We start from the raw sequence: 25,240 nt of genomic DNA on the forward strand, positions 1-25,240 counted from the left end.
ATCGGAACACGGATTGAGGAAATGGCAATAGGGTTGGTTCTCGCGTCGGCAAGTTCGTCGCGGCGAATGTTGATGAGAAACGCCGGCCTGGAATTCGAGGCGATTCCGGCAGAGATCGACGAGCGCGAAATCGAACGCGAGATCGGAAGCAGGTATATTGCACCTGCAGAACTGGCCGCGGAACTCGCACGCCGGAAGGCGCTCGATGTCAGCCGTCGTCTGACATCCGCGATGATCATCGGTTGCGACCAGACAATGTCGCTCGGCGATCGCGTATTCCACAAGCCGGTCGACATTACCGAGGCAAGGACCAACCTGATGATCCTCAGGGGCAAGACCCACTGCCTCAACAGTGCCGTTGTTCTGGCGCGCGGCGGTGCCATTCTCTGGAGCCACATTGGGGTCGCCGAACTGAGGATGCGCGAATTTTCCGATGATTTTCTCGATCTCTATCTGGCCAGAATGGCCGAGACGGTTTTGCGCAGTGTCGGAGCCTATCAACTTGAGGGAGAGGGAATTCAGCTCTTCGAGGGAATAGAGGGGGACTATTTCACCATCTTGGGACTTCCTCTCCTGCCGCTGCTGGCAAAACTCCGGGAACTGGGGGAGATCGATGTCTGATTCACGTGAAACAGGTCGCCACGCGTTCGTTGTAGGCTATCCAATCAAACATTCCCGCTCGCCGCTTATTCACGGGTACTGGCTCAAGCAGTTTGGCATCGACGGAAGTTATCGTGCCATAGAGGTTAGCGAAGCGGATCTTCCAACCTTTATCGCGAATCTGAGAGATGGCACGGCCGGTTATCGTGGTGGTAATGTCACGATACCGCATAAGGAACAGGCGGTGCGGCTTGCCGACAAGCCGGATGCCTTGAGCGAGGAGCTTGGTGCCGCCAACACGCTGTGGGTCGAAAACGGGCTGGTGTATTCGACGAATACCGACGGCCTCGGCTTCCTTGCCAATCTTGATGAGCGTAGGCCGGGTTGGGATCGTTGCGAGAAAGCAGTTGTCCTTGGTGCTGGCGGAGCAAGCCGCGCGGTCATCCAGGCTCTAAGGGATCGGGGCTTCAGCGAGATTCACGTCGTCAACCGTACGGTGGAGCGAGCGCAGGAACTCGCGGACCGTTTCGGAAGAAAGGTCTTCGCTCATCCGATGGAGGGGCTTGCCGAAGTTCTTACCGGAGCCGGTTTGTTCGTCAACACGACGTCGCTCGGAATGCATGGCTCGCCGGTGCCGGAATTTCCATTGCAGCGGTTGGCGCCAGACGCAACTGTAACCGACCTCGTCTACATTCCGCTCGTAACGCCGCTTCTTCGGCAGGCGGAGAAGCATGGATTTGCGACCGTGGATGGGCTCGGCATGCTTCTCCATCAAGCGGTTCCAGGTTTTGAGAAGTGGTTCGGCCGTCGCCCGGAGGTGACAGCCGAGCTGCGGCAATTGGTGATAGCCGACATGGAAAAGCAGGCATGATCGTCGTTGGGCTGACCGGTTCGATCGGTATGGGAAAGTCCACGACGGCGTCGCTGTTTGCTGAGCAGGGGATTCCAGTCAATAATTCCGATCAGGTAGTCCATGATCTTTATCGCGGGGAAGCCGCGCCCCTTGTCGCGGCCGCCTTCCCGGAGGCTGTCGAAGACGGCGTCGTCGATCGAAAGAAGCTTGCGGAGAATCTGGCAAAGAATCCGGCTAACTTTAAGGTGCTTGAGGCGATCGTTCATCCGTTGGTGCGCGCCAGGGAGCGCGAATTCCTCGACGGTGCCTGCCGTTCCGGCGCAGACATCGCCGTTCTGGACATACCACTTCTTTTCGAGACCGGTGCCGAAGATCGCGTCGATGTCGTCGTGGTTGTCACTTGTGATCCGCAGATTCAGAAGGAACGAGTCCTCAGGCGGCCGGGAATGACCGAGGAGAAATTCAACTTGATCCTTTCCCGCCAGATACCGGATAAGGAAAAGCGGGCTCGGGCGGACTTCATTGTCGACACCGGTCATGGCATCGAATCGGCAAGGAGTCAGGTTGGCGAGATTGTCTCGACCTTGCGGCGCCGGCCGTCTGCTGGAGAATAGCATATGCGCGAAATCGTCTTCGACACGGAAACGACGGGACTGGAATCGAGGTTCGACCGGGTCATCGAGATCGGCGGGATCGAGCTGCTTAACCATTTTCCGACAGGGCGCAGTTTTCATGTCTACATCAACCCCGGTGATCGCAAGGTGCATCCCGATGCGCTGGCGGTCCATGGCATCTCAGACGATTTTCTGAAGGACAAGCCGCGTTTTGCGGACATTGTCGAGGAACTCGTCGAGTTCTTCGATGGCGCGCGATGGATTGCTCATAACGCAAATTTCGACATCGGCTTCATAAACGCTGAGTTCGAGAGGCTGAGCCGACCGCCAGTACCGGCTGACATGGTGACCGACACCTTGGCGCTGGCACGCCGGAAACATCCGATGGGCCCCAATTCGCTCGATGCCCTTTGCCGGCGCTACGGAGTCGACAATTCCCACCGCGCCAAGCACGGGGCACTTCTCGACGCCGAACTGTTGGCCGAGGTTTACATCGAGATGCTCGGCGGCCGTCAGGCCGCCTTCGGACTGGTGCAGGCCGAAGAAAAGAAGATTGTTTTGGAGGAAGAAGTAGAGATCGCCGATCATCTGCTCGTGAGGTCGGTCGAGCTTGCCGCGCGTCTCACTCCCGAGGAAATCGAGTCTCACCGCGCGCTGGTCGAGCGCCTTGGCCAGAAGGCGATCTGGTCGAGGTACCAGTCTTAGGAAACGTGAACCTCAAGAAGGAAAAAAGCCCGGCGAACCGGGCTCCTTTTTCGTGAAAGCTGTGGTCAGTTCGTAGCCTGGACCTTGGCGCGGGCCTGTTCTTCAGCCACACGCTGAGCGAACATCTGTGCAAAATCGATCGGATCGATCATCAGCGGCGGGAAGCCACCGTTGCGAGTTGCGTCGGCGATGATCTGGCGTGCGAAGGGGAAAAGCAGGCGCGGGCACTCGATAAACAGAACCGGCAGCATATGCTCCTGCGGGAAGCCGGAAATACGGAAGACGCCGCCATAAACCAGTTCGGCCGCGAATACGGTCTTGTCCCCGTCCTTGGCTTCGGCATTCAGCGAAAGCACGACGTCGAAATCCGACTCCGACAGCGGATTTGCGTTGACGTTGACGTTGATGTTGATCGCGGGAGCCCTGTCGCGCGCCTGCAGCGATCGCGGAGCGCCGGGGTTCTCGAAGGAGAGATCCTTGATGTACTGAGCCAGAATGTTGAGGGAGGGGCTCGCCGTTCCCGTGTTGTCGTTGGCCATTGGGCGTTCCTCGTGGCTTGGATTGTCGTGGCCATCTAACACTTCGGGCCTATGGTGACAACCCTCACGCCGCGTCCGAAGCTGAAGAGCCTAACGGTTGTCTTCCTTCTTTACACGCCACGGGGAATGCTCATCGGGTTCTCGACGAAAGTCGGTCTCACCGAGATCGATCGTTCGCGTCGGGGGCGCTTGATGCGCGCCCGATCCGGCATAGAAGCGTTGGCGCGACGAGAAGAAGAAGGTCCGCGCACCAAGTCGTGACCACAACAGATTCCGCACGAATGGCAGCAGGAGCAAGAGACCCACCAGATCGGTGACAAAACCTGGAATGATTAGCAGTATGGCCGCAACGGCAATCATGGCGCCGTGGACAAACACCTTTTCTGGATCGGTGCCGAGGCCGTCTTTTTCACGCAGCTTGCGTATCATGCCGATGCCGCGAACGCGAAGCAATGTGAGCCCGGCGACGGTCGAAAGGACGATCAATCCCAGCGTTACGGCAATGCCGACCGCCTTGCCGACGATAATGAAGCCCGCGATCTCGATAAGCGGGAGAACTATGAACAGCAATGCTGGAATGCGCATGCGCAACTCTCTCCTCCGAACCCTCCGGCCGCCTTTCGGCAAATGGCTCGGCATGACGATGCGCGCCAAAGACTTGGCAGCGCCATTTGAATGATGGCCGAATGCAGACTATATGGGGATGAAGAACGGAAAAATAAACGTCAGCGGCGGATGCGATGGGTTCCAACGACTTTGTAACGCTCTTTTTTCTCGTGGCCGCAGTCCTGATTTTTCTTCAGCTGCGTAGCGTGCTGGGCCGCAGGACAGGCAATGAGAAGCCGCCCTTCGAGCCATATGGCTCACGCGATGCGTCGCAAGTGCCCGGCACGGACGACGGAAAGCTGGTGACATTGCCGCGCCGCGACGAAGGAGGAGATGACCGCTTTTCGGCCATTGATTCTTTCGCGAAGCCCGGCACATCGCTGAATTCGTCGCTGCGGGACCTTGTCGCCGTTGATCCCAGCTTCAATCCGAAGGAGTTTCTGAACGGTGCGCGGCTGGCCTACGAGATGATCGTGACAGCCTTTGCCGAGGGCGACCGCAAGACGTTGAAGAACCTGCTCTCGCGCGACGTCTACGAGGGGTTCGACGGTGCGATATCCGAGCGAGAGTCCCGCGGCGAAATGATGAAGTCGACTTTCGTTGGCATCGAAAAGGCTGAAATCAAGCAGGTCTCTGTCAAGGACAGCGAAGAGCAGGTGACCGTCCGCGTGGTCTGCCAGCTGATAACGGCAACCTTCGGCAAGGACGGAAAGCTGATTGACGGCGACCCGGAAGCGGTAAGCGAAGTCAACGACATCTGGACGTTTGCACGTGACATTCGCTCGCGTGACCCGAACTGGAAGCTCGTGGCGACCGAATCGGAACAATGAACGGCAGCCCCGCAGGATTTCGACTGACACCCGTCTCGTTTGACGAGATCCCTGGATGGCGTGATGATGACCCGTCGCCCCTGTTTGCGGGGTTACAGGCGTGCCGACGGTACGTTCGGTCTGTGAAGCCGTACCGCACCGGCTCGCTGGGTCTTAGCTGTGACGATCTGATGCCGCTTCTCGACAAGGCCGAAGAAGTGGCGATTCAATCCGGCGAAGTCGCCCGCCGATTCTTCGAGATCGAATGTCAGCCGTTCCGGATTGACCAAACGGAGGGAAAAGCGGGTCTTGTCACGGCCTTCTACGAGCCTGAGGTAGCAGTCTCGTCGACCCGAGACGGTGAGTACCTCCATCCCTTCTATCGTCGCCCCCCCGACCTGGTCGATATCGATCAGGAGAACAGGCCTGCCGATGTTGACCCCTCCTATCGCTTCGGTTTGCTACAGGACGGTGTGATTTCGATCTATCCCGACCGGAGAGTGATCGATCAGGGTTATCTTGAGGGACGGAATCTCGAAATCGCCTGGGCGAAATCCAAGGTCGACGTCTTCTTTGCGCATGTTCAGGGCGCCGCGCGACTTCTCTATCCGGACGGCACGACGAAGCGTATCACCTATGACGCGAAGGCGGGGCACCCCTTTTCGGCGATCGGTAAGCTGCTCATCGAGCGGGGCGAGATCGAGCCGTCAAATATCTCTATGCAATCGATCCGCAGTTGGCTGGCACAGCATCCCGACCAGACCGACGAGGTGTTGTGGCACAACCGGTCTTACATATTCTTCCGAGAGGCAGCCGTGGACGATCCGGAACTCGGTCCGATTGCCGCTGCAAAAGTCCCCCTGATTGCGGGACGGTCTCTGGCCGTCGACCGGCAAATCCACACGTTTGGTTTCCCCTTCTTCGTCCGTTCCGAAGCTCTGACGACCATCGATGCCGGTAAGCCGTTCGCGCGGCTGATGCTGGCCCTCGATACCGGTTCGGCCATTGTCGGCCCGGCGCGAGGTGACATCTTCACCGGTTCGGGTGATGCCGCCGGAGAACTGGCGGGAGCCGTTCGCAACAATGCAGACTTCTATATACTTGTGCCGAAAAATGCAGCGGTGAGGTATATCTAGTGCCGGGAAAGGGAGAGCTCAGCGGCGAGGACCGTATCCTCTGGGGAAAGGTGGCCCGGACCACGCGACCACTGCACGGTCGGTTCGAAGAACTGTTGGTTTTCGAGGAGGAGTTTGTCGAACCGGCGGTGTCGGTTCCAGGTATGGTCGAGCGATCGGAAGCCGGTGTTGCCTCGGCGGCGGCCGAGACCGACCGCCAAAAGAAGACTGCCGGCCGTCATCATCCACTGGAAAAACCAGTCAAGCGCAAACTGGCGCGGGGACATCTCGCTCTCGAAGCGCGCATCGATCTCCATGGGCTCGTCCAGAGCGAGGCGCACGCAATGCTTCTCGACTTCCTCGTGAGGGCGAGTGAGCGTGGAATGCGGCATGTGCTCGTCATCACAGGCAAGGGTAGCTCGCTTGGAAGCGACGGTGCGTTGAAGCGCGCTGTTCCGCTATGGTTTTCGAAACCGGAGTTCCGCCACTTGATTTCGTCGTACGAGGCGGCGGCACGCCAGCATGGCGGCGAGGGCGCGCTGTATGTACGTCTGTCCCGCAGACGCGGAGATCGCCCATGACGCCTTTCGGGGAGGCGCTGCGGAAGCTGCGTGAGAGAAAAGGTGTTTCGCAAAAGGCGATGGCGGCGGCTATCGGTGTATCGCCGGCCTATCTGTCGGCGCTTGAGCACGGCAAGCGCGGCAGGCCGAATTTCGACCTTCTCCAACGCATCGCCGGCTATTTCAATATCATCTGGGACGAGGCAGAGGAGCTCTTCTCGGTGGCGAGTATGTCCGATCCCCGCGTGGTGATCGACACCTCCGGTCTCCCTCCACAGTATACCGCTCTTGCGAACGCTCTCGCACACAGGATTCGCTTGCTGCCGCCGAACGTGATAAACGAGTTGAACAGCGTCCTACAAAAAGCCAAATGAGCTGCTTAACCCCCGAGGCGACGCTCCTATCCACGGGATTCGGGGTCCCTCGCGTTTGGAAGTTTCGCCAAACCACCTATAGTCGACGCGATTGTAGCCGCTGATTCGAAGGACCGCGGCTCCTTATGACTGACTGGAAAGATCGTTAAATGAGTGACACGCCGGTAACTGAGAACACTGCCTCCAATGAATATGGGGCAGAGTCGATCAAGGTGCTGAAAGGTCTGGATGCCGTGCGCAAGCGCCCCGGCATGTATATCGGCGATACCGATGACGGTTCTGGCCTGCATCACATGGTCTACGAAGTCGTCGACAACGCGATTGACGAGGCGTTGGCAGGCCACGCCGACATTGTCACCGTTACGCTGAATGCGGATGGCTCCGTTACCGTTACGGACAATGGCCGTGGAATTCCCACGGATATCCATCCCTCCGAAGGGGTGTCCGCGGCCGAAGTGATCATGACCCAGCTCCATGCCGGCGGCAAGTTCGACCAGAACTCTTACAAGGTTTCAGGCGGTCTTCACGGTGTCGGCGTTTCGGTCGTCAATGCCCTGTCGACCAAGCTGGTGCTCAAGATCCGTCGTGGCGGCAAGCTCCACGAAATAAGCTTCACGCACGGCGTCGCCGATGCACCGCTGCGGATCACCGGCGAGTACGAAGGTCGCTCGGGAACAGAGGTGACGTTCCTGCCGAGCCCGGAGACTTTCACCAACATAGAATTCGACTACGGAACCCTGGAACACCGGCTTCGCGAATTGGCATTCCTGAATTCCGGCGTCCACATCCTGCTGACCGACAAACGTAAGTCCGATGTTCGCCAGGAGGAGATGATTTACGACGGTGGCCTCGAGGCCTTTGTCCGCTATCTCGACCGCTCGAAGAAACCGCTGGTGGAAAAACCCGTCGCGATCAAGGGAGAGAAGGACGGGATCACCGTCGAGGTCGCCATGTGGTGGAACGACAGCTACCACGAAAATGTACTCTGCTTTACGAACAACATTCCGCAGCGGGACGGTGGCACGCACATGGCCGGTTTCCGCGGGGCGCTGACCCGTCAGATTGTCTCCTATGCCGACAGTTCGGGGATCATGAAAAAGGAGAAGGTGACGCTCACCGGCGATGATTGTCGTGAAGGGCTGACAGCCGTGCTCTCCGTAAAGGTGCCCGACCCCAAGTTTTCTTCCCAAACCAAGGATAAGCTCGTTTCCTCCGAGGTGCGTCCGGTTGTCGAAAGCCTCGTCAACGAAGCCCTCAGCACCTGGCTCGAAGAGCATCCCGGCGACGCGAAAATCCTGGTCGGCAAGGTCGTCGAGGCCGCGGCGGCCCGCGAGGCCGCGCGCAAGGCGCGTGAACTGACCCGACGCAAGGGCGCACTCGACATTGCCTCGCTGCCCGGCAAGCTTGCCGACTGCTCCGAGCGTGATCCAGCCAAGTCGGAACTCTTCCTGGTGGAGGGCGATTCCGCAGGCGGTTCGGCAAAGCAGGGGCGCTCGCGTGAAACGCAGGCCATCCTGCCACTGCGCGGCAAGATCCTGAACGTCGAGCGTGCGCGTTTCGACAAGATGCTGTCGAGCCAGGAAATCGGAACTTTGATCACGGCACTCGGTACGTCGATCGGCAAGGATGAGTTCAACGCAGACAAGCTGCGTTATCACAAGATCATCATCATGACCGATGCCGACGTCGACGGCGCCCACATTCGAACGCTTCTTCTTACCTTCTTCTTCCGCCAGATGCCGGAACTGATCGAGCGCGGCCATCTCTATATCGCTCAGCCGCCACTCTATAAGGTGACCCGCGGCAAGTCGGTTCAGTATCTGAAGGATGAGAAGGCACTCGAGGATTACCTCATCTCGATGGGCATCGAGGATGCGCGGTTGACACTCGGCAGCGGCGAGGTGCGCGCAGGTTCCGATCTCCGGGAAGTCATCCAGGACGCTTTGCGGCTGCGGTCTCTGATCGACGGTCTGCATTCCCGCTATAGTCGCAACGTGATCGAGCAGGCGGCGATCGCCGGCGCACTCAATCCGGAACTGACGGGAAATCACGAACGCGCGGAGCAGACCGCGGCAGAGGTTGCACGTCGACTCGACTTGATTGCTGAGGAAACGGAGCGCGGCTGGAGCGGCCACGTGACCGATGAAGGCGGACTGCGTTTCGAGCGAATGGTCCGCGGGGTCAAGGAAGTGGCTTTCGTCGATGTCGCCCTCATCGGCTCCGCGGACGCACGTCATATCGACCAGCTATCTGCCAGACTGCGCGATGTCTACGGCGTTCCGCCCATACTTTCCAGGAAGGACGGACAGCAGGAGATGTCGGGTCCGCGTGCCTTGTTGGACGCCATCTTTGCGGCCGGCCGCAAAGGCCTGTCCATGCAGCGTTACAAAGGTCTCGGCGAAATGAACGCGGAACAGCTTTGGGAAACGACGCTCGATCCGAATGTCCGCTCGCTGCTCCAGGTGAAGGTCACCGATGCGACCGATGCCGACGGACTGTTCTCGCGCCTGATGGGAGACGAGGTCGAGCCTCGGCGCGAGTTCATTCAGGACAATGCTTTGAGCGTCGCCAATCTCGACATCTGATGGGAACGTGAATCATCTGTTAACGATGATTCACGTGAAACAGTGCCGGCTTCAGGTGGACTGAACAGACCTTCGAAGGCAACGGCGCTGAGCGGTTTGCGCTTGCTCGGGATTTCTCGTGCCTGCAGGTGTTCCGGTAGCAGGTTCTTGTCGGCGAGTTTGCCGATCGCGACAGCAGCTTCCGCGCGGTAACCTGGCGGAACTTTGAGAACGTCGATCGCCTTGTCGAAATCGACTCCGCCCATGCCGTGCGCGTAATAGCCGGAGTACACAGCCTGAAGAGTCAGCATCGCCCAGGCCGCTCCGGCATCGAAGCTGTGGCTGCGGAAAGGCTTCGGTTCAGAGCCATCGTCCTTCCGGTTCAGCATGTCCGAAAAGATGATGATGAGAGCGGAGGCCGACTTCGCCCAGACCTGGTTTGACTCAGCCAGGACAGAAAGAATCCTGTCGAAGCCGTCAGTGCCACGCAGCGCGTAGACGAACCGCCACGGCTGGTAATTCGAAGCGGACGGTGCCCAATGGGCGGCCTCCAAAATCGTTAGAAGCGTGTTCTTCGACATGGCATCGCCGGAAAAGCTGCGCGGCGACCAACGGTCAAGGAAGACGGGGTTGATGTCAAAATCAGACTGTCGGTGATTACTGCTCGTCATGGAAGCTTCTCGTTCCGATCGTGTGGGAGGAAGAACGGCGAACCTGTGGTGCCGTTCGATAATCAACAGTCACTTGGCCATGCGCAAGCCATAACGCGGATCACGTCGGCCATATTGCTGCCTCGCGGAGGTTGTCTTTTTTGCATAGCAACAAATTCGTTACTTGTTTCGTGAACTCTGGTAATTCTGACGGATCAGCTGCTGACGCATCAGGCGTTCGGTGGCCATCGAAAGGCAAGAGCATCCATGTTCTATCAGCTCTATGAATTGAACCATGCGGCAATGGCCCCTTTCCGCGCCACGGCCGACGCAATGCGGCTTGCCTATAGAAACCCGCTTAATCCGCTGGCGCATACCGTTGTCGGGCGCACGTTCGCAGCCGGCTTCGAAGTCTTTGAGCGTGTGACGCGCCGCTACGGAAAACCGGAGTTCGGCTTGCCTTTCACGCAGATCGGCGGGCGACCGGTCGCCGTGAAAGAGCAGATCGTCTGGAACAGACCGTTCTGCAACCTCATCCATTTCGATCGCCAGCTGCCGGCGGGGCAGCCGGGTGACCCCAAGATCCTCGTTGTTGCGCCGATGTCCGGCCACTACGCGACGCTGCTGCGTGGTACGGTCGAGGCACTCCTTCCAGAAGCGGACGTCTTTATCACCGACTGGATCGACGCCCGGATGGTTCCGGTAACTGACGGATCATTCGATCTGGACGACTACATCGATTACGTGATCGATATCCTGCATTATCTCGGGCCTGAGACCCACGTCGTGGCCGTCTGTCAGCCGTCGGTTCCGGTTCTTGCGGCCGTCGCCGTGATGGAGGCGAACGGCGACCCGCATGCGCCGGCTACTATGACCCTCATGGGTGGCCCCATCGATACGCGGATCAATCCCACCGGGGTCAATGAGCTGGCACAAAACAAGCCGCTCGAGTGGTTCAGGGACAATGTCATCATGAATGTTCCATGGCCTCAGCCCGGCTTCATGCGGGCGGTCTATCCGGGATTCCTGCAGCTCTCCGGCTTCATGTCGATGAACCTCGACAGACACATGATCGCGCACAAGGAATTCTTCGTTAATATGGTCAAGAATGACGGAGACTCGGCCGAGAAGCACCGCGACTTCTACGACGAGTATCTGGCGGTCATGGATCTGACAGCTGAGTTCTACCTGCAGACCGTAGACACGGTGTTCATCCGGCATGCTTTGCCTAAGGGAGAGATGACTCATCGCGGTAAGCCGGTGGACACGACCGCGGTCCGTAACGTCGCCCTCCTGACCGTTGAAGGGGAGAACGACGATATATCGGGCGTCGGTCAGACGCGAGCGGCCCAATCGCTTTGCCCCAATATTCCCGAGGCGAAGCGGATGCACTATCTTCAGCCGGACGTTGGCCACTATGGTGTGTTCAACGGCTCCAGGTTCCGCAAGGAGATCGCGCCGCGGATTCTCGCCTTCGCGAGGAATCACGCGCAGGGAAAGAAGCGATCCGTCGTCAAGGAAGTGATCAGGGGCGGACGTTCGGTCTAGTCGCGAATTGCGACAAGGGTTTCATACCCTTGGCGGGAGTCCGGGTCGTCTGACCTTGAAGCGGGTTCCAGTTCTTCCCACATCGTCTTCATTCGGGTGGCATAATGTTCCCGAATGAAAACGAGGATCATTGACGATGAACCAGTCAGCATTGCTTCGTCCGGATTGGACGCCTGCAACCGTTGCACTCATGGTGCTCGGCTTCATAGTGTTCTGGCCATTGGGCTTGGCCATGCTCGCCTACATCCTGTTCGGCGAGCGCTTTCGAAGCTTCAAACGCGAAGCGAATACAGCGGCTGACGGCATATTCGACCGGTGCCGTCATGGGCGCTATCGCGGGCCGCAGTTCTCCACCGGTAATGTCGCTTTCGACGATTGGCGAAAAGCAGAGCTCGATCGGCTGGAGACTGAACGTCGTAAGCTCGATGAGATGCGAGAAGAATTCGATGCCTATCTGCGGGAGCTGAGGCGGGCAAAGGATCAGGAGGAGTTCAACCGTTTCATGAGGGATCATGAAGCGGCGAGGCGTTCCGGCGAGGGGCCTGTTCAACCTGCCACGTGAACGTCTGCTGGATTACCGATCGGGGCCGGCATTCGCGAATGCCGGTTTTTTCGCGTCTGGGCAGCGAATCGGATAGAAGCAGGATCCATGTATCAATTCCTGAAGAAATCGACGCGTGCGAAGCCGGTCCCGCAGCAGCGATTGCTGCAGGTCAACGGCCGGGAAATGCCGCTGACGATTCGGCAGAATCCGCGCGCGACAAGAATCACCCTGCGGATCGAGCCAGGCGGGCGAGCGCTGAAGATGACGGTGCCGCGCGGCTTGCGTCATTGGGAAGTTGATGAGTTCCTCGAACGTCATCAGGGTTGGTTGATGACGCGCCTGGCGCGTTACGGCTCGGAAATGACGCTCCGACACGACGGCGAGATAGCCATTCGGGGTGTGCCCCACCGTATCGTACATACGGGTCTTCTGCGAGGTATTACGGAAACGGCCGTAGTCGACGGTCGCTCCGTTCTCAGGGTGAGCGGCATGGAGGAACATGTCGGCCGCCGGATCGCAGCCTTCCTCAAGAAGGAGGCGCGGCGGGACCTGGAGAAGCTCGTGGCTACGCATGCCGCCCGCGTCGGGCGGCCCGTCCGTTCGCTCACGATGAAGGATACGCGCAGCCGGTGGGGCTCGTGTTCGTGGGACGGCAATCTGAGCTTCTCCTGGCGCATCGTCATGGCTCCGCCGCAGGTGATCGATTATCTTGCGGCTCACGAGGTTGCCCACTTGCGGGAGATGAACCACAGTGCCGCCTTCTGGGCTCTGTGCGGTGAATTGTGCCCGGCGATGGACGAGGCGAAGGCTTGGCTGAAGCGGCACGGCTCGCAGCTGCATGCCATCGACTTTGACTAGCGTGGGTAAAGCCGGGCGGCTATTGTCGCAATTTGGCTCGACTCTTTTGCATTTTCGTGCGACTTCGCTGCCATGATGCCGGATATCAAGATCTGCGGATTGAAAACGTCGGAAGCGGTCGACCGCGCGGTTGAACGCGGGGCGACGTATATTGGCTTCATTTTCTTCGAAAAGAGCCCACGGAACATAGAGCCGGACATCGCGGGCACACTGGCGGATCGGGTCCGCGGGCGCGTCAAGATCGTCGCGGTGACCGTTGACGCAGATACCGATGAGCTCGATGAAATCGTTGAGCAGCTGAAGCCCGATATCCTTCAGCTGCACGGCAACGAAAGCCCCGAACGCCTTCTCATGCTCAAGGCGCTTTATGGCCTGCCGATCATGAAGGCGTTTTCGATCCGGGAACCTGATGATCTGAAGAGGATCGAGCCGTATATCGGTATAGCCGATCGGTTTCTCTTCGATGCGAAGGCACCGAACGGCTCGGAACTGCCCGGCGGAAATGGCGTTCCTTTCGACTGGCGAGTGCTGCGCACGCTTGACGGCAGCGTCGATTACATGCTTTCCGGCGGCCTCAACAAGGACAACGTTGCCGAGGCTCTGCGCGAGACAGGTGCCCGCGGCATTGATGTGTCTTCCGGCGTTGAATGCGCGCCCGGCGTGAAGGATACCGCCATGATCGATGAGTTTTTTGCGGCAGTGAAACGCGCCTCTGCGCTTGAGCCGGTTTCAGGGAGCACGAAGTGAACCAGACAGTATCACCGAATTCCTATCGTGAAGGTCCGGATGAGGACGGACGTTTCGGTATCTACGGCGGTCGCTTCGTGGCCGAAACCCTGATGCCGCTGATCCTCGATCTGCAGGCAGAGTGGGAAAAGGCTAAGGACGATCCGGAATTTCAGGCCGAGCTCGCCGGGCTTGGCACCCACTACATCGGACGGCCGAGCCCGCTTTATTTCGCGGAACGCCTGACCGAGCACCTCGGCGGTGCCAGGATCTACTTCAAGCGCGAGGAACTCAACCACACCGGCTCGCACAAGATCAACAACTGCATTGGCCAGATTCTCCTTGCCAAACGCATGGGCAAGAAACGAATCATCGCCGAAACCGGCGCCGGCCAACATGGCGTCGCCTCGGCTACCGTCGCCGCGCGGTTCGGCTTCCCTTGCGTAGTGTACATGGGCGCGACCGACGTTGAACGTCAGGCGCCGAATGTCTTCCGCATGAAGCTGCTCGGTGCCGAGGTAAAGCCGGTGACATCGGGGCACGGCACTCTCAAGGATGCCATGAATGAGGCGCTGAGGGATTGGGTCACGAACGTTGACGACACTTACTATCTGATCGGCACGGCGGCTGGTCCGCACCCCTATCCGGAAATGGTTCGGGACTTCCAGTCTGTGATCGGCAAGGAGGCGCGCGAGCAGATATTGGAAGCGGAGGGCAAGCTTCCCGATCTCGTCATCGCGGCCGTTGGCGGCGGCTCGAATGCGATCGGCATCTTCCATCCGTTCCTGGATGATCCTGACGTCAAGATCGTCGGGGTCGAGGCGGGTGGTAAGGGGCTTTCCGGTGACGAACATTGTGCGTCGATCACCGCGGGTTCCCCGGGTGTCCTGCACGGAAATCGCACCTATCTTCTGCAGGATGCAGACGGCCAGATCAAGGAAGGGCACTCCATTTCCGCAGGTCTCGACTATCCGGGCATCGGGCCGGAACACGCTTGGCTCAACGACACCGGCCGCGCCGAGTATGTTCCGATCATGGATGGAGAAGCACTCGAAGCCTTCCAGCTGCTGACGAAGCTAGAGGGGATCATTCCGGCTCTCGAACCGTCCCACGCAGTTGCCGAGGTCATCAAGCGGGCGCCGAAGATGCGCAAGGATCAGGTGATCCTGCTCAATCTCTCCGGTCGCGGTGACAAAGATATCTTCACCGTCGGCAAGATTCTCGGCATGGAGCTCTGAAATGACTGCACGCATGGAAAAGAAGTTTGCCGAGCTGAAGGCGGAAGGCCGGCCGGCGCTGATTACCTACTTCATGGGCGGGGATCCCGACTTCGAAACGTCGCTCGCCATCATGAAGGCTTTGCCCGAGGCCGGTGCCGACGTGATTGAGCTCGGCATGCCGTTCTCTGATCCGATGGCGGACGGTCCGGCGATCCAGATGGCAGGCCAGCGGGCACTGAAATCCGGACAGACGTTGAAAAAGACGCTTCAACTGGCTAGCGAATTCCGGAAGGGAAATCAGCACACGCCGATCGTCATGATGGGTTACTACAACCCGATCTATGTTTTCGGCGTAGAGAAGTTCCTGGACGCGGCGATCGAAGCAGGAATCGACGGCCTGATTGTCGTTGATCTGCCGCCGGAAATGGATGATGAGCTTTGCATCCCGGCGCGCAGGAGAGACATCAACTTCATCCGACTGGCGACGCCGACGACGGACGATCGACGTCTTCCGACGGTGCTGAAGAACACGTCGGGCTTCGTCTACTACGTTTCGATGACGGGGATCACCGGCTCCGCTCTGCCAGACCCGTCCAAGGTGGCTGCGGCCGTCAATCGCATCAAGGCGCACACCGATCTGCCGATTTGTGTCGGCTTCGGGGTCAAGACGGCCGAGCACGCCCGCCTGATCGGCGCCAATGCCGACGGGGTCGTCGTCGGCACAGCGATCGTGAACCAGGTTGCGCTAAGCCTCAACAAGGACGGAACGGCGAGTGCGGATACGGTGCAGGCCGTCGCGACCCTGGTGCAGGGACTTGCGACTGGCGTCCGTGCCGCACGGCTTGCCGCAGCAGAATAGCACCCCATATCGGTGACATCAGTCAGGAGTTTAGTGACGTGAACTGGATTACCAATTACGTGCGGCCGCGCATCAATTCCATGCTTGGCCGCCGTGAGGTTCCGGAAAACCTCTGGATCAAATGCCCTGAAACCGGCGAGATGGTCTTTCACAAGGACCTCGAAGAGAACAAGTGGGTGATCCCGTCCTCGGGCTATCACATGAAGATGCCGGCGAAAGCCCGACTTCTGGATCTCTTTGACAACGGAGCCTATGAGGCCCTGCCGCAGCCGAAGGTCGCGCAGGATCCGCTGAAGTTTCGCGACTCCAAGAAATACACTGATCGCCTGAAGGACAGCCGCCTGAAGACTGAGCAGGAAGACACGATCCTGGCTGGCCTCGGGACGGTCGAAGGGGTGAAGCTCGTCGCCGTTGTCCACGAATTCAATTTCATGGGCGGTTCGCTTGGTATCGCCGCCGGCGAAGCCATCGTAAAGGCGTTCGAGCGGGCCATCGCCGAGAAGTGCCCGCTCGTCATGTTCCCGGCCTCGGGCGGGGCGCGAATGCAGGAGGGTATTCTCTCGCTCATGCAGTTGCCGCGAACGACGGTTGCGGTCGAGATGCTGAAGGAAGCCGGGCTTCCCTATATCGTCGTTCTGACCAACCCCACGACCGGTGGCGTGACTGCGTCCTACGCGATGCTGGGCGACCTTCACATAGCCGAGCCGGGCGCCGAGATCTGCTTTGCCGGCAAGCGTGTGATCGAGCAGACGATTCGCGAGAAGCTGCCGGAAGGCTTCCAGACCTCGGAGTACCTGCTCGAGCACGGCATGGTGGACATGGTCGCCAAGAGGCACGACATCCCGACCCTTCTCGCCCGGCTGCTCCGTATGATGATGAGGCAGCCGGCGGCCGCCTGACGCTCTGCCTTGGAGAGGAAGAAGCGCAGCTCACCCCGAACTCCCTCCGGCAAATCCGGAGCGCGGAATCCGTCATGAACATGCCTGTATTCAGTGAGGCGGAGCACGAGATCGACAAGCTCATGGGACTGCATCCCAAGGGCTTCGATCTTTCTCTCAGCCGCATCCGCCGTCTGCTCGAAGCGCTCGGTAACCCGCACTTGCGGATGCCGCCGGTGATCCATGTTGCCGGCACCAACGGCAAGGGCTCGGTCACGGCTTTCTGCCGTGCGATCCTCGAGGCCGGCGGGCTTGGCGTCCACGTCCACACCTCGCCGCACCTCGTCCGTTGGCACGAACGCTATCGTCTTGGCCGAAAGGGTGGGCGGGGAGAGCTGGTGGATGACGTCGTCTTTGCGGATGCGCTTCGGCGAGTTGCACAAGCCAATGACGGGCAGGCGATCACTGTTTTTGAGATTCTGACGGCCGTCACTTTCATCCTGTTTTCAGAGTACCCTGCCGACGTTGCCATCATCGAGGTGGGCCTTGGCGGACGCTTCGATGCGACCAATGTCATCGAGCACCCGGCCGTATCGGTGGTCATGCCGATTTCACTCGATCACCAATCCTATCTCGGTGATCACGTCGAACTGATCGCGGCGGAGAAGGCAGGTATCATGAAGCGTGGTTGCCCGGTCGTGATCGGGCATCAGGAACACGAGGAAGCGCGCGATGTTCTCATCGCGACGGCGGAACGACTCGGCTGCCCCATGTCGGTCTTCGGGCAGGATTTCCTCGCCTATGAGGAGCAGGGCCGCCTGATCTACCAGGACGAATTCGGTCTTTCCGATCTTCCGCTGCCGCGGCTGCCCGGTCGCCATCAATACGCCAATGCGGCGGCGGCCATCCGCGCGGTGAAGGCCGCCGGCTTCGATGTAACTGAGGCCATGGCCGAAAAGGCGATGACATCGGTCGAATGGCCCGGCCGTCTGCAGCGGCTTGTCGCCGGCGCGCTGATGCCGCATACCCCGGACGGGGCGGAGATATGGATCGATGGAGGCCATAATCCCGGCGCAGGCGAAGTCATCGCAGAGGCGATGGCGGGTTTCGAGGAGAGGCAGCCGCGCCCGCTCTACCTGATCACGGGAATGATCAATACCAAGGATCCCGTTGGCTACTTCCACGCCTTCGCCGGGCTTGCCCAAGAGGTTTTCACGGTGCCGATCAGAGGAACCGATGCCGCGCTGGATCCCGTCGCTTTGGCGCAAGCCGCATCGGATGCCGGCTTGCAGGCGTCGCCCATGTCGTCGGTGGCGGAGTCTCTGGAGGCTATTCGGAATCGCCTGGCAGCAGGCGAGGCTGCACCACGAATCCTGATTGGTGGCTCGCTTTACCTTGTCGGCAACGTACTTGCGGACAACGGGACACCACCCAAGTGAATGAAGCCCGGCCAAGGCCGGGCTTCATATATTTCGAGCTGATCCGGACGAAATCAGGCGGCGCTGGAGATCCAGCTCGCCAGCGCGGTCTTGGGCGAGGCGCCGACCTTGATATCTGCTACCTCACCGCCCTTGAAGATGGCCAGGGTCGGAATAGAGCGGACGCCGAACTTGGCGGCAAGCTCCGGATTTTCGTCGATGTTGATCTTGGCAACCTTAACCTTGCCCGCCATCTCGTTCGAGATCTCTTCCAGGCTCGGTGCAATCATTTTGCATGGACCGCACCACTCAGCCCAGAAGTCGACGACCACTGGCTGAGCGGACTCGAGGACTTCCGTCTGGAAGTTGGAATTGTCGACTTTTACCGTGGCCATAAGCTGCTCCTTTTCCGGTCGTATCGGAGGGTTATCTGAGGCCCTCGCGATTGGTTTTCAAGATATGATATTTCACGAAGTCTTGAGGTCAGCAAGCGTCTGCGTAAGTTCCGCGGCGGGCACTGCCATGACAAGACCGCCCTCGGTATAGGCCAGCAGGCATTCGATCTGCTTGTTCGGATAGAGAGGCTTCAGAAGTTCTCGGTAGATCGCAAGCTGCGCGCGATGGCTGAAGGGTACGGCGTCTATGGTTCTCGGTGGCGAGCGGTTCGTCTTGAAATCGAGAAGGATCACCCGATCGTCCGTGACCGCCATCCGGTCTATTCGTCCTGAAACCGCTCGTGCCTGTCCGTCGACAACAATGGTTCCCATTATGGAAACCTCGGCTTGGGCGTGGAGCGAGAAAACAGGTGCGAGGTCGGGATGCTCAAGAATCGCAAGCACTGTTCTTACCAGCCGCTCGCGTTCATCTGTCGGCCAGAACCGTGCGGCACGATCGGCATATCGTCTTGCCGCGGCGTCGCGCTGGTCGAGGGGAAGGGAAGGTAGGACCTGCAGCATCCGATGGGTCAGCTTGCCTTTCTGCAGCGCTATGCCACTGTCCACCTTTTCGCCAAACAGCGGACTCGACACGGTGAGATCCTCTCCGACATCGTCAACGAATGCGCCGGCGCCGGACGGACTTAGCGGTCGAGGAAGTTGAGGTCCCGGCGGCAACGGTTGAAACAGTGCCTCGGGAAGCAGATCATCACGACTTCCGGCGTCGCTCTGCTGGTGACATTCAAATGCGCGGACGGCAGTCGGCAGGCGCCATTTTAGCCCGTTCCATTCCCCTTCGGGCCCTTCGAACCGGGCTTCCGTGCAGTTGTCCGCAGAAAGCCGCAGCGCCTCGGAGATCATCTGGTGCCAAGTATCCTTCGGCTCCTGCTTGCCGCGATAGCCGCATACGATCAGCCGATCCGCTGCGCGCGTCATCGCCACATAGAGCAGTCGACGGTATTCCTCTTCCGCCAATCGTCTCAGACGTTCGGTATCGGCTGAAACCAGCGGGTTCCCGAGTGCCTTAATCGGAGTCCAGGCTGGAAGTGGTGTTTCCAGGCCCGCCTCGACGAGGCGGAGTTTCGGGAGGTGTGTATGGTTGAAGGCCTTCGATCCGCCGTCCACCAGAAAGACGACAGGCGCCTCGAGACCTTTCGAGGCGTGAACGGTCATGATCCGCACCTCGTCGCGATCCTTGTCATGCTCGCGTTTGACCTCTGGCGCCTCCATCTCGAGTGCCGATACGAATGATTGGAGCCCGGGCAGCCCGCTGGTCTCGAACGTCAGCGCGAAGTTCAGGAATTCGTCGAGAATATCCGTCACCTCGGTTCCAAGACGGGCAAGGAAAGCTCGTCTGCCACCTTCGGGACCCAGGACGTGAGCGTAGAAATCATGGACCGACAGGTTCCGGGATAGCGAAATGCACACCATCAGCCGGTCGGCCGCCGAGCGCCACTTTCCGCCTTCTTCTTGGGCGTACCTCTGCAAGGCAGTCCAGACGCTGCTTTCGGCGGGACGCACCGCAGCGAGCTCGAAGAGGTCTTCTTCATTCAGGTCGAAGAGGGGGCTTTTCAAAAGTGCCGCAAGCGAGAGGTCGTCTGACGGCAGGAGCACGAAGCGGCCGAGTGCAAGCAGATCCTGGACGGCGATATGCACCGTCAGGCGCAACCGGTCGGCACCTGCGACGGGGATGTTGTTTCGTCGTTTGAGTGCGCGCGTAAGAGCGTTGACGAAGGAGTCCCGCTTGCGAACGAGGACCAGGATATCGCCGGGCCTTATCGGACGCTCGACACCCTTTTCGATGACCGTTTCCCGGCCGACCATTTGCTCGATCTGGTGGGCGATGCGACGCGCCAGGATGGCCGAGGGCGCACTCTCGGGCGTCGCGTCGAACGGTGCCGTCCAGTCCTCACTCGTGTCGCTGACTTCGGGAGCGATCGTGTCCCAGACATCGACCGCGCCCGGGTGCCCCATCCGGCTCGACATATGGACGACTGTTTCGTTGAGGGCACTCAGACCACGGGCGTTGTCCCCAATGGCGAACACTTGGTCTACTGCCGAGAGTACGGCTGACGTCGAACGGAAGGAGAGGGGGAGGCGGACAGCGCTGAAGCGTTCGCCTCCGGAGGACACGAGGCGGGCGGCGGCCGTCGCCTCTTCGGAGAAGCGCTCGGGGCGTGCTCCCTGAAAGGAATAGATAGATTGCTTTTCGTCGCCCACGGCAAAGAATGTACGGGTCCGTGGTCGTGCGCCGATGCCGGAAAAGAAATCCTCGCGCAGCGATCGAATAACCGCCCACTGAATCGGGCTTGTATCCTGCGCTTCGTCGACGAGTATGTGATCAATTCCCTGGTCGAGTTTGTAATGAACCCACGGCCCCACATCTCCGCGCGTGAGCAGGCTCGCGGTGCGTTCGATCAAATCTTCGAAATCGAGCTGGCTGCGGGCCTTCTTGAGATCTTCGTAGTCGCGGTCGAGCCGTTTCGCGAGTGTGAGCGCCGCCTTGGTCGCCTCGTACATGCGGAAGACCGCGAGGCGGTCGCGGCAAGCAGCGACATGATCGCGCGAGGAAACCAGGCGCTCGCGAAGATCGGGCATCGCTTTCGTCATGGCTGCGGTGCAGAGCGTACTATCGGCACGGGGACTTCCGGTTGCCGTATAGAACGCCTTTTCGAGATGCTTGATACGAAGATGCCAGTCCACCTCCTGAGAGGCGGCAGCGAGGGCCTCGGCTATCTCGAGCGCTCGCTCGCCACCCTTTTCCCTCGCAAGCAAGACGTAATCGGAGAGTATTGCACCCGAAAGCGCCGGCAGCGGCCAGAAGCAGGAGGTGAGCTTTTCCTCCGTTGTCTCCGGTTCAAGTCCAAGCCCCAGGCGGAGCGCCAGATCCGGTCCGCCCACCCGTTGTGATGCGGAAAGGAAGCGGCGGATGGCATGACGATTCGCGATTACGTCACCGAGCAGGGCTTCCAGCCCGGTTTCGTCAGAAATGCTGAGGACACGCGAAAACGCATCGGCAAGGTCCGGGTCATCCTCGTTCGAGGTCGCCGTCAGCAGAGCCCGGCGGGCGTCGGCGAGAACCGTCGCCGCGGCCCTGTCGTCGAGGACGGAGAAATGCCCGGCGACATTCGCTTCGAGCGGGAACTGGTGCAGTAGAGCCTCGCAGAAAGCGTGTATCGTCTGAATCCTCAATCCGCCGGGCGTCTCCAGAGCCCGGGCAAAGAGTTGACGCGCCTCTGACAGCTTCAGTCGGTCGGGCGTTTCGCCTTCAACGTCGGCAATACGGGCGGCAAGCTCTTCCTCGGAAAGTGTGGCCCATTCGGCGAGCCTGTCGAAGACGCGGTTTGACATCTCGGACGCCGCGGCCTTGGTATAGGTGAGACAGAGGATTGATGCGGGTCGCGCACCAGCCAGTAGAAGCCGGACGACCCGCTGGGTCAGCACGTGCGTCTTTCCAGAGCCGGCATTGGCCGAGACCCATGCGGAACGGTCGGGGTCTGACGCCAGCGCCTGTTGAGCCGTTGTCCAGTTGATCCAGGCAAGAGGATCATCGCCGGCAGGCAGATCGCTCGGATCATTCGTCATAGGACGATTCCTCACCCTCTGCCGTCGACCATTCCGCCACGCGTGCGAGATGATCGTACTCTCCGCCGAAGTCATTCTGCTGGGCGGGGATGAGCCGGGATACGAAACCACGTTCGCCCGAACGCAGCAAGGTCACCAGCCGGGTCAACTCACCGAGCGCTTGTTCCGCAAGTTCCGTTGCAGATTTCTTGTTGTCGCTTCGCCCGCTATGCTCGTTGTTGACGAGGTCTGCGCAGAAGCGTTCACCCGGCCGCAGTCGGACATAAATCAGGTTTTCGGGGGGTAGTGGGCCGGCCTGGCGGAAGCCGCCGGCCATCAGAGCCGCGGCTTCGAGCGCGAGTTGGGGGTCAAGCAGGCTGCGGGCTTGCGCAACGCTGGGGCTAAGCCCCGTCTTGTAGTCGATGATGTCGACGCCGCCACTCGTCTTGACGTCGAGGCGATCGGCAATCCCGGACAGTCGGATACCCGCTGCCGGAAGTTCCACTCCCGCGGGGACTTCTGTGAGAATACGGCGAACCAAAGGACGCCGGGCCGCATCCCAGGCGAGATATGCACGGGCGATCTCCTCAAAACGCTGCCGCCAGACGACGTCGACATGGGTCGGCAAGTTTTCGGCATCGAACAGCCTGTCGGCAATTGACAGCATGCACTGTAACGCGTTGTCGGCATCGGGTGCGTGTCCTTCACGGACGAAACACTCCAGGATGCGATGATAGAGCGTTCCCCTTTCCGCAGCACCGGGATCGGCGTTGAACGGCCGCAGCGGATCGAGCTTCAAGACTCGTTTTCCGTAGATGGCGTAGGGATCGCGCCGCAGACGCCCGACTTCACTGAACGAGAATTTTTTCGGTTGAAGATCGGCCGGCGGTGTCGGTGCGGGTCTTTGTGCCGGCCGCTGTTCGCTGCCGCGATCGATCAGGTCGGCAAAATGGCGATACCGGTCTCCCCGCTCCCTCAAGTCCCCGGCGAGCTCGGGGCCGCCGAGCGCCAGAAGGCGCTGCAGCCAACGGGAGGCGACCGTCGGGGCAGAACCCTGACGAAGCGATCGCGAATAGATGACATTCCGTGTTCCGTTCGCCATCTCGAAGTCGTGGGCGAGTTGGCCGATGCGTCGCTCGGGCGGTTCGAGCCCGATCTCAGCCTTCATCACGCGGGAAAGGAATGGATTGTTCGTTGTCTGTCCCGGCCACGAACCTTCATTGAGCCCGCCGAGTATCAAGGTGTCTACGCTTTGGAGACGGGCTTCCAAAGTGCCGAATATGAACACCCGCGGATGTCTGAGGGCCTTCGGCTTGACGGCTTCACCTGCGGCAAGGGCAGCCATGATGTCGATCCACTGGGGCCCGTCTGCCTCAATCTGGCCGTCGGCCTCCATAATCTCCCCGAGAAGGCTCGCTAGTTTTTCACCGGCTTCGCCGCTCCAGAGCGAGGCGAGGTTGCCACTCGGTCCGCGGCAGACGGCCTCGAGAACCTGCCCCGTCCTCCGCGCCCATTCGGCGAGAGCAGCCTTGCTCGAAAGTTTGTGATGTCGATCCCGCGACACCAGCATACCCGTGAGCGGCTCCACCGCGGCGCCGATAGCTGCAGCAAGTTCCCTCGCAGCGGCAGTGGCTGTATCCGGCAGGGCGAGCCGCCACTGTGGCGGATGGCGGTCTGTCTTCTGTTCCTCGTAACGAGCATCGAACAGTGGCTGCAAGCCCGCGATATCGACGCTACGCGTGCCGCCACGCAATGCGATCATCTCCAGCGCCTGGACCGCTTCGCAATAGGCGGCTTCTTCAAAGCCAAAGCGGGCGAGGGGATGTTTGAGCAGCGAAACAACAGGCACCGGATCGCCGGGGCGCAAGGCCGCTTCGAGCAGCAGCTGCATCAGTGTTCCCTGTTGAGTCGCGCTGAGCGGCGTTCCAGCCGAATCGTCGGCGGTAATTCCGAAGCGGGCGAGTTCCGCCGCGACGCGCCGGGCGAGGTTGCGATCGGGCGTAATAAGGGCGGCCCTGCTGTCCCCGCCGGCTCCAGGCTTCTCCAGGGCGAGCCGGAGAGCGATCGCGATCGCCGTCGCCTCTTCCCGTTCGTTTGCGGCTTCGATCAGTGCAACATCGCCGAAAGCCCGGCGGGTGCGATCAACTCCGAAGCCGGAACGCCACACGCTCCACCCGTTGGTCGCGGAGGCGGGTGCCATGGCGCGCGAGAGGATTTCCGCGCGATCGGCAAGATCAAGCGGTGCGGCTGCGAGCTCGGTCACGTCTGACCGGGTGATCCGTAAATGCCGAAGCAGTCTGCTGAGGCCATACTGGGGATGGCTCCGACCGGCGGGATCGTGCAGCGCGCGAGCGTCTTCGTCCGCTCCCACGTTTCTCCAGTCCGCGTCTGGCATGGAGAGGTCCAGCCCGGGCAGTACGACCACACCTTGCGGCAGACGGGCAATGGCGGCGATGAGATCCGCCGCCGCGGGGATCGAGCCGGTCGAACCGGCGACGATGATCGGCCCTTCTGCGGTGTTTGCCAAACGGGCAGCCTCGCTGCGGAGAAGAGAGTTTCTGTGTCCGTGCGGGGACGAGCGCTTGAGCTCCTCCAGGCGCGCGGGCCAGAAGGTCGTGGCGATCCCAAGAAAGGCGAGCGTGAGCTGCCACCACGTGGCGAAATCCTGACTATCCAGTTTCTGGAGATCGAACCAATCCCGTTCCTCGGTTTCGACGGCCTCGATGAGTTCGATCAGGGCGCGGGCGAGCCAGATCGCATCGGCGGGACTCGCGGGCGCCACAAGGGGCGTATCCGAGTGGATGCTGCGGACGATTTCTGGCAACTGGTTACGCCAGGCGAGAACGAGCCGCGAGAGCTCGAGCAGCATGACCGTTCCACCGACAGGTGGCAGGAGATCAAAGGCGGCAGGACTATCCACTTCGAAGAAGCCACCGTCTTCGTCCGTTTCGCCGAGCGGACGGATCACGGGAAGGATCGCCGATCGTCCGCCGAGAAGATCGACGAATTCCGATCGCAACACGCGTGCCGCACGCCGCGTCGGAACCAGGATCGTGACTTTCGCGAGCGACAGCGGATCGGCGGGATCGTATCGGTATCCGGGCGCCAAGTCTCCGTCGATGAGCTTTTGAGCGAGAACCTTGAGGAAAGGCAAGCCCGCCGGGATCGTCAGAACGCGTGGGTCAAGAGCCCTCGCCATCAC

At 60.2% G+C, this 25,240-nt stretch carries 23 protein-coding genes; 17 read left to right on the plus strand and 6 right to left on the minus strand.

What is annotated here, in order from left to right:
• The first annotated feature begins 21 nt into the window (after window positions 1-21).
• The 4 genes from DFR48_RS19805 to dnaQ are packed head-to-tail and all read left to right on the plus strand — an operon-like array spanning window position 22 to window position 2,772.
• Window positions 22-621 carry a Maf-like protein gene (locus DFR48_RS19805; RefSeq protein WP_114364946.1) on the plus strand — a complete coding sequence of 200 codons (600 nt, stop codon included), beginning with the start codon at window positions 22-24 and terminating at the stop codon, window positions 619-621.
• A complete protein-coding gene (locus DFR48_RS19810) occupies window positions 614-1,471 on the plus strand; it encodes a shikimate dehydrogenase (protein ID WP_114364947.1) in 858 nt (285 codons plus the stop codon). Before DFR48_RS19805 ends, DFR48_RS19810 begins: the two co-directional genes overlap by 8 nt.
• Window positions 1,468-2,067 carry a dephospho-CoA kinase gene (coaE, locus tag DFR48_RS19815; protein ID WP_114364948.1) on the plus strand — a complete coding sequence of 200 codons (600 nt, stop codon included), beginning with the start codon at window positions 1,468-1,470 and terminating at the stop codon, window positions 2,065-2,067. The genes DFR48_RS19810 and coaE overlap by 4 nt, the downstream gene beginning before the upstream one ends.
• 3 nt (window positions 2,068-2,070) lie before the next feature.
• A complete protein-coding gene (gene dnaQ / locus DFR48_RS19820; RefSeq protein ID WP_114364949.1) occupies window positions 2,071-2,772 on the plus strand; it encodes a DNA polymerase III subunit epsilon in 702 nt (233 codons plus the stop codon).
• A gap of 65 nt (window positions 2,773-2,837) precedes the next feature.
• Here dnaQ and secB read toward each other — a convergent pair whose 3' ends face one another.
• A complete protein-coding gene (gene secB, locus DFR48_RS19825; RefSeq protein ID WP_114364950.1) occupies window positions 2,838-3,311 on the minus strand; it encodes a protein-export chaperone SecB in 474 nt (157 codons plus the stop codon).
• Between the two features lie 90 nt (window positions 3,312-3,401).
• Window positions 3,402-3,896, minus strand: a complete 495-nt coding sequence (locus DFR48_RS19830; RefSeq protein WP_170141941.1) for an FxsA family protein — start codon at window positions 3,894-3,896, stop codon at window positions 3,402-3,404.
• Between the two features lie 155 nt (window positions 3,897-4,051).
• On the opposite strand from DFR48_RS19830, the gene DFR48_RS19835 reads away from it, so the two are divergent.
• From DFR48_RS19835 to gyrB, 5 genes are all read left to right on the plus strand, one after another.
• A complete protein-coding gene (locus DFR48_RS19835) occupies window positions 4,052-4,747 on the plus strand; it encodes a Tim44/TimA family putative adaptor protein (protein ID WP_114364952.1) in 696 nt (231 codons plus the stop codon).
• Window positions 4,744-5,862, plus strand: coding sequence for a murein transglycosylase A (gene mltA, locus DFR48_RS19840; protein WP_114364953.1), 1,119 nt, complete (start codon window positions 4,744-4,746; stop codon window positions 5,860-5,862). The genes DFR48_RS19835 and mltA overlap by 4 nt, the downstream gene beginning before the upstream one ends.
• The gene (locus DFR48_RS19845) at window positions 5,862-6,422 is read left to right on the plus strand and encodes a Smr/MutS family protein (protein ID WP_114364954.1); all 561 of its coding nucleotides are present in this window, start codon (window positions 5,862-5,864) and stop codon (window positions 6,420-6,422) included. Before mltA ends, DFR48_RS19845 begins: the two co-directional genes overlap by 1 nt.
• Window positions 6,419-6,775, plus strand: coding sequence for a helix-turn-helix domain-containing protein (locus tag DFR48_RS19850; protein WP_114364955.1), 357 nt, complete (start codon window positions 6,419-6,421; stop codon window positions 6,773-6,775). The genes DFR48_RS19845 and DFR48_RS19850 overlap by 4 nt, the downstream gene beginning before the upstream one ends.
• A gap of 149 nt (window positions 6,776-6,924) precedes the next feature.
• Window positions 6,925-9,360 carry a DNA topoisomerase (ATP-hydrolyzing) subunit B gene (gene gyrB, locus DFR48_RS19855; RefSeq protein ID WP_114364956.1) on the plus strand — a complete coding sequence of 812 codons (2,436 nt, stop codon included), beginning with the start codon at window positions 6,925-6,927 and terminating at the stop codon, window positions 9,358-9,360.
• On the opposite strand, the gene DFR48_RS19860 is transcribed toward gyrB, so the two are convergent.
• Window positions 9,321-10,010: a nitroreductase family protein gene (locus DFR48_RS19860; RefSeq protein WP_114364957.1), complete on the minus strand. Its 690-nt coding sequence runs from the start codon at window positions 10,008-10,010 to the stop codon at window positions 9,321-9,323. The two genes, gyrB and DFR48_RS19860, sit on opposite strands and share 40 nt — an antisense overlap.
• Before the next feature lie 246 nt (window positions 10,011-10,256).
• Between DFR48_RS19860 and DFR48_RS19865 the strand changes: the two genes are divergently transcribed.
• The 8 genes from DFR48_RS19865 to DFR48_RS19900 all read left to right on the plus strand — a co-directional run bounded on the left by DFR48_RS19865 (window position 10,257) and on the right by DFR48_RS19900 (window position 18,061).
• The gene (locus DFR48_RS19865) at window positions 10,257-11,537 is read left to right on the plus strand and encodes a polyhydroxyalkanoate depolymerase (RefSeq protein WP_114364958.1); all 1,281 of its coding nucleotides are present in this window, start codon (window positions 10,257-10,259) and stop codon (window positions 11,535-11,537) included.
• Between the two features lie 136 nt (window positions 11,538-11,673).
• Complete coding sequence (locus DFR48_RS19870) at window positions 11,674-12,099, plus strand: DUF2852 domain-containing protein (protein ID WP_114364959.1); 426 nt, start codon at window positions 11,674-11,676, stop codon at window positions 12,097-12,099.
• An 87-nt stretch (window positions 12,100-12,186) separates the two neighbouring features.
• Window positions 12,187-12,939 carry a M48 family metallopeptidase gene (locus DFR48_RS19875; protein ID WP_114364960.1) on the plus strand — a complete coding sequence of 251 codons (753 nt, stop codon included), beginning with the start codon at window positions 12,187-12,189 and terminating at the stop codon, window positions 12,937-12,939.
• Window positions 12,940-13,011: 72 nt separating this feature from the next.
• Entirely contained in the window at window positions 13,012-13,686 is a 675-nt protein-coding gene (locus DFR48_RS19880; RefSeq protein ID WP_114364961.1) for a phosphoribosylanthranilate isomerase, read from the plus strand.
• On the plus strand, window positions 13,683-14,903 hold the full coding sequence (gene trpB / locus DFR48_RS19885; protein WP_114364962.1) for a tryptophan synthase subunit beta: 1,221 nt from the start codon (window positions 13,683-13,685) through the stop codon (window positions 14,901-14,903). Before DFR48_RS19880 ends, trpB begins: the two co-directional genes overlap by 4 nt.
• 1 nt (window position 14,904) lies before the next feature.
• On the plus strand, window positions 14,905-15,744 hold the full coding sequence (gene trpA / locus DFR48_RS19890; RefSeq protein WP_114364963.1) for a tryptophan synthase subunit alpha: 840 nt from the start codon (window positions 14,905-14,907) through the stop codon (window positions 15,742-15,744).
• A gap of 38 nt (window positions 15,745-15,782) precedes the next feature.
• Window positions 15,783-16,643 carry an acetyl-CoA carboxylase, carboxyltransferase subunit beta gene (gene accD / locus DFR48_RS19895; RefSeq protein WP_114364964.1) on the plus strand — a complete coding sequence of 287 codons (861 nt, stop codon included), beginning with the start codon at window positions 15,783-15,785 and terminating at the stop codon, window positions 16,641-16,643.
• A 74-nt stretch (window positions 16,644-16,717) separates the two neighbouring features.
• Complete coding sequence (locus tag DFR48_RS19900) at window positions 16,718-18,061, plus strand: bifunctional folylpolyglutamate synthase/dihydrofolate synthase (RefSeq protein WP_245415672.1); 1,344 nt, start codon at window positions 16,718-16,720, stop codon at window positions 18,059-18,061.
• Between the two features lie 53 nt (window positions 18,062-18,114).
• Here the strand turns inward: DFR48_RS19900 and trxA are convergent, their stop codons facing one another.
• The 3 genes from trxA to addB form a co-directional block, all read right to left on the minus strand.
• The gene (gene trxA / locus DFR48_RS19905; protein ID WP_112690558.1) at window positions 18,115-18,435 is read right to left on the minus strand and encodes a thioredoxin; all 321 of its coding nucleotides are present in this window, start codon (window positions 18,433-18,435) and stop codon (window positions 18,115-18,117) included.
• A 72-nt stretch (window positions 18,436-18,507) separates the two neighbouring features.
• Window positions 18,508-22,059, minus strand: coding sequence for a double-strand break repair helicase AddA (addA, locus tag DFR48_RS19910; protein ID WP_114364965.1), 3,552 nt, complete (start codon window positions 22,057-22,059; stop codon window positions 18,508-18,510).
• On the minus strand, window positions 22,049-25,237 hold the full coding sequence (gene addB, locus DFR48_RS19915) for a double-strand break repair protein AddB (protein WP_114364966.1): 3,189 nt from the start codon (window positions 25,235-25,237) through the stop codon (window positions 22,049-22,051). The genes addA and addB overlap by 11 nt, the downstream gene beginning before the upstream one ends.
• Window positions 25,238-25,240 lie beyond the last annotated feature (3 nt).

Source organism: Ciceribacter lividus (assembly GCF_003337715.1).
Taxonomy (GTDB): domain Bacteria; phylum Pseudomonadota; class Alphaproteobacteria; order Rhizobiales; family Rhizobiaceae; genus Allorhizobium; species Allorhizobium lividum.

Bases quoted from the DNA above. Each gene is read 5' to 3' on its own strand.
- DFR48_RS19805 (WP_114364946.1), top strand. From the start codon at position 22: ATGGCAATAGGGTTGGTTCTCGCGTCGGCAAGTTCGTCGCGGCGAATG.
- DFR48_RS19810 (WP_114364947.1), top strand. From the start codon at position 614: ATGTCTGATTCACGTGAAACAGGTCGCCACGCGTTCGTTGTAGGCTAT.
- coaE (WP_114364948.1), top strand. From the start codon at position 1,468: ATGATCGTCGTTGGGCTGACCGGTTCGATCGGTATGGGAAAGTCCACG.
- dnaQ (WP_114364949.1), top strand. From the start codon at position 2,071: ATGCGCGAAATCGTCTTCGACACGGAAACGACGGGACTGGAATCGAGG.
- secB (WP_114364950.1), bottom strand. From the start codon at position 3,311: ATGGCCAACGACAACACGGGAACGGCGAGCCCCTCCCTCAACATTCTG.
- DFR48_RS19830 (WP_170141941.1), bottom strand. From the start codon at position 3,896: ATGCGCATTCCAGCATTGCTGTTCATAGTTCTCCCGCTTATCGAGATC.
- DFR48_RS19835 (WP_114364952.1), top strand. From the start codon at position 4,052: ATGGGTTCCAACGACTTTGTAACGCTCTTTTTTCTCGTGGCCGCAGTC.
- mltA (WP_114364953.1), top strand. From the start codon at position 4,744: ATGAACGGCAGCCCCGCAGGATTTCGACTGACACCCGTCTCGTTTGAC.
- DFR48_RS19850 (WP_114364955.1), top strand. From the start codon at position 6,419: ATGACGCCTTTCGGGGAGGCGCTGCGGAAGCTGCGTGAGAGAAAAGGT.
- gyrB (WP_114364956.1), top strand. From the start codon at position 6,925: ATGAGTGACACGCCGGTAACTGAGAACACTGCCTCCAATGAATATGGG.
- DFR48_RS19860 (WP_114364957.1), bottom strand. From the start codon at position 10,010: ATGACGAGCAGTAATCACCGACAGTCTGATTTTGACATCAACCCCGTC.
- DFR48_RS19865 (WP_114364958.1), top strand. From the start codon at position 10,257: ATGTTCTATCAGCTCTATGAATTGAACCATGCGGCAATGGCCCCTTTC.
- DFR48_RS19870 (WP_114364959.1), top strand. From the start codon at position 11,674: ATGAACCAGTCAGCATTGCTTCGTCCGGATTGGACGCCTGCAACCGTT.
- DFR48_RS19875 (WP_114364960.1), top strand. From the start codon at position 12,187: ATGTATCAATTCCTGAAGAAATCGACGCGTGCGAAGCCGGTCCCGCAG.
- DFR48_RS19880 (WP_114364961.1), top strand. From the start codon at position 13,012: ATGATGCCGGATATCAAGATCTGCGGATTGAAAACGTCGGAAGCGGTC.
- trpA (WP_114364963.1), top strand. From the start codon at position 14,905: ATGACTGCACGCATGGAAAAGAAGTTTGCCGAGCTGAAGGCGGAAGGC.
- DFR48_RS19900 (WP_245415672.1), top strand. From the start codon at position 16,718: ATGAACATGCCTGTATTCAGTGAGGCGGAGCACGAGATCGACAAGCTC.
- trxA (WP_112690558.1), bottom strand. From the start codon at position 18,435: ATGGCCACGGTAAAAGTCGACAATTCCAACTTCCAGACGGAAGTCCTC.
- addA (WP_114364965.1), bottom strand. From the start codon at position 22,059: ATGACGAATGATCCGAGCGATCTGCCTGCCGGCGATGATCCTCTTGCC.
- addB (WP_114364966.1), bottom strand. From the start codon at position 25,237: ATGGCGAGGGCTCTTGACCCACGCGTTCTGACGATCCCGGCGGGCTTG.